The sequence below is a fragment of the Rhizobium sp. P1_E1 genome, from assembly GCF_056406015.1.
Window position 1 is genome coordinate 1 of sequence record NZ_JBFUAY010000369.1, and the last position, 2,990, is coordinate 2,990.

The 2,990-nt window shown below is 61.4% G+C and carries 4 protein-coding genes; all 4 read left to right on the top strand.

Annotated elements, in window-relative coordinates; translation table 11 throughout:
* A partial coding sequence (locus AC1D1Z_RS35775; RefSeq protein WP_477853539.1) for a transporter substrate-binding protein occupies window positions 1–476 on the top strand: 476 nt, incomplete at its 5' end.
* A gap of 144 nt (window positions 477–620) precedes the next feature.
* On the top strand, window positions 621–1,514 hold the full coding sequence (gene urtB, locus AC1D1Z_RS35780; RefSeq protein WP_477853541.1) for an urea ABC transporter permease subunit UrtB: 894 nt from the start codon (window positions 621–623) through the stop codon (window positions 1,512–1,514).
* 1 nt (window position 1,515) lies between these two features.
* Window positions 1,516–2,655, top strand: coding sequence for an urea ABC transporter permease subunit UrtC (gene urtC / locus AC1D1Z_RS35785; protein WP_018245269.1), 1,140 nt, complete (start codon window positions 1,516–1,518; stop codon window positions 2,653–2,655).
* A 1-nt stretch (window position 2,656) separates the two neighbouring features.
* The coding region (locus AC1D1Z_RS35790; RefSeq protein ID WP_477853543.1) for an ATP-binding cassette domain-containing protein at window positions 2,657–2,990 on the top strand (334 nt) is incomplete at its 3' end.

Consider the following 2,990-nt stretch of genomic DNA (forward strand, 5'->3'; position numbering starts at 1 on the left):
CCTCCGAAATCGAAATCGCGGCGATGGGCGCCGAATATGCGGCAGGAAGCTATACCTCCTTCCCCTATTTCATGTCGATCGACACACCGGCAAACAAGAGCTTCATCGACCGCTTCAGGACGTTCGTCAACGATCCAAAAGCCGTTACTTACCATTCACTCGAAGCCGCCTATTTCCAGGTCTTCCTGTGGAAGCAGGCCGTCGAAAAATCCGGCGATCTTTCTGCGGAGGCGATCAGGGCCGGCATTCGCGGCCAAACCTACGAAGCACCCGGCGGCAAGGTGACCACCGATCCCGATAACCTGCATTGCTGGCTGACGCCGCGCATCGGGCAATGGCAGGCGGACGGCCAGAGCAAGGTGGTGAACGCCTACCCGGCCCCGATCAAGCCCCTGCCCTATTCGGCCTATGGCGAGACGGAGAGCAATCTATTCTGCACCAGCAACGGTCTCGACGCCGCAAAGCTCAAGGGCTGACCCCTTCCCCGCGACGTCCCGCCATCCATGGATGGCGGGATCATCTCTCGGTAAGGCCGGCCTCCCCTCTTCTTCCGCAAGCTGCCATCCGGATGGGCAAGGCGCAGGAGAGTTCGGCCCGCCCTTCTCACGAACGGTGGCGTTATGCTCGACATTCTCTTTATCGGCCTCAGTCTCGCCTCGATCCTTCTTTTGGTCGCGCTTGGCCTTGCCATCACCTACGGCGCCATGGGCGTCATCAACATGGCCCATGGCGAAATGGTCATGATCGGCGCCTATGTCGCCGTCCTCTCCGGCATCTGGCTAAAAGCAAGCCTTCTCTTCGCGATCCCTCTGGCCTTCGTCGTCACGGCCCTGCTCGGCCTGCTGATCGAGCGGGTGGTCGTCCGGCGACTCTACGGCCGTCTGCTGGACACGCTTCTCGCCACCTGGGGAATAGCCATCCTTTTGCAGCAGGCCGTGCGGCTCGAGTTCGRCCTGTCCTTTTTCGACATTCACGTCGAAGGCCTGGGGGCCGGCCTGCAGAACGTCGCCGTGCCTGTCTACCTGCAGGGCACGTTCAGGCTCGCCGGCGCTGATATCAACGCCTACCGCGCCTTCATCATCGCCGTTGCCGCCGCGCTGACACTGGCGACATGGTTCATCCTCTACCGGACGGCGGCCGGCATGCAGGTCCGCGCCATCATCCGGAACCCGAAAATGGCCGCAGCCTGCGGCATCGACGTGAAACGCGTCAACGCCATGACCTTCGCGTTCGGGTCGGGCCTTGCCGGCGTCGCCGGCGTGATGATGTCCGGCTTCAAGACCGTCTTTCCCGACATGGGCACGACGATGGTCGTCGACGGCTTCATGGTCGTGGTGACCGGCGGGGTCGGCAGCCTTTTCGGCACCATCCTCTCCTCAGRCCTGCTCGGCGAGATCAATGCCCTGGTGGCCATCGGTACGAACGACATCCTGGCGCGCGCCGTCGTGTTCGGCGTCGTCATCTTCGTCATCCTCGTCAAGCCCAGCGGGCTGTTCTCGTTCAAGGGACGCTGACATGAGAATTGAACGGAAATTCCAGATCGCGGCTTATGTGCTTTTCATCGCGGTGATCTTTGCAGCCCCCGTTTTCGGCGACGAATTCTGGCTGAATCGCATTTCGAAATACCTGGTCTACGGAATGCTGGGCGTCGCCATCGCGCTCACATGGGGATATGCCGGTATTCTCAATCTCGGCCAGGGACTGTTTTTCGGCCTGGGCGCCTACATGCTGGCCATGTCGTTGAAGCTGTCGAGCCTGACCAGTCTCCAACAGGGTTCCGACAAGCCGGTTCCGGATTTCATGCTCTGGAATGCCGAGCCCGGCGCGCCGACGGAACTTTGCTGCATCAACAAGGGCTCATTCCTCTGGCTTCCCTTTCAAAGCCAGTCGGTGGGTCTTGTGCTCGGCATCGCGCTTCCGGTGGTGATTGCCGGCGCACTCGGTATGCTGGTTTTCCGCAAGCGCATTTCCGGCGTTTTCGTCTCGATCATCACGCTGGCGCTCGTTCTGCTCGTCCGCCTCGTCATGGTCGATGCGCAGCCGGTGACGAACGGCTTCAACGGCCTGACGGATCTCGGCTGGCTCACGATCGGCGGCGTCGAATTCGATCCCTACAGCCGGGCGACCTATTATCTATGCGCCGTAAGCCTGTCGCTGACACTCATCTGTGCGCGTCTTATCGTGGAAACCAGAGCGGGCATGATCCTGCAGGCGATCCGCGATGACCAGGTGCGCGCCCGGTATCTCGGCTTCGACGTCTCGCTCTACCAGGTCTTCTTCTTTGTCATTTCGGCAGGGATCGCCGGCGTTGCCGGCATGCTCTACGTCGTCGTCGCGGAGTTTGCCTCTCCGACCTTCATGGATCTGTCCTTCTCCGTGACGATGGTCGTCTGGGCTGCCGTCGGCGGCCGCTCGTCTCTGCTTGGCGCCTGCATCGGCGCAATTCTGATCAACATGATCGAAGCGGAGGTCAGCGAGACCGAGGCGCTGGTCGAGGCGTGGAAAGCGATCATCGGTCTGATCTTCGTGCTGGTCGTTCTGTTCATGCCGCGCGGCCTTGGCGGCGTCGCGCATGACGTGCTGCGGTGGTTCGTCCGCCGGCGCAAACCAGCTGAGGCCCTTCCGGCCCTGCCGCGGCAAAGCGAGGCATTGTGATATGAGTGCCATTGCATTGACCATCGACGGTCTCGGCGTCGATTTCGGCGGTTTCCGCGCCGTCAACAATGTCAGCATCACCGTCTTCGACGGCGAGTTACGTGTGCTGCTTGGCGCAAACGGCGCCGGTAAGACGACCTTGATGGATCTGGTGAGCGGCAAGACGCGCAGCACCCAGGGCAGGGTCTTCGTCTACGACACCGACATCACCAACTGGCCCGAACACCGCATCGCACGCGCCGGCATAGGCCGGAAATTCCAGATCCCCAGCGTCTTTCGGGACCTTACCGTGCGACAGAATCTGGAGGTCGCCAATTGCCGCAATCCTTCGGTAC

Coding starts and splice junctions, on each gene's coding strand:
- urtC (WP_018245269.1), top strand. CDS start 1,516: ATGAGAATTGAACGGAAATTCCAGATCGCGGCTTATGTGCTTTTCATC.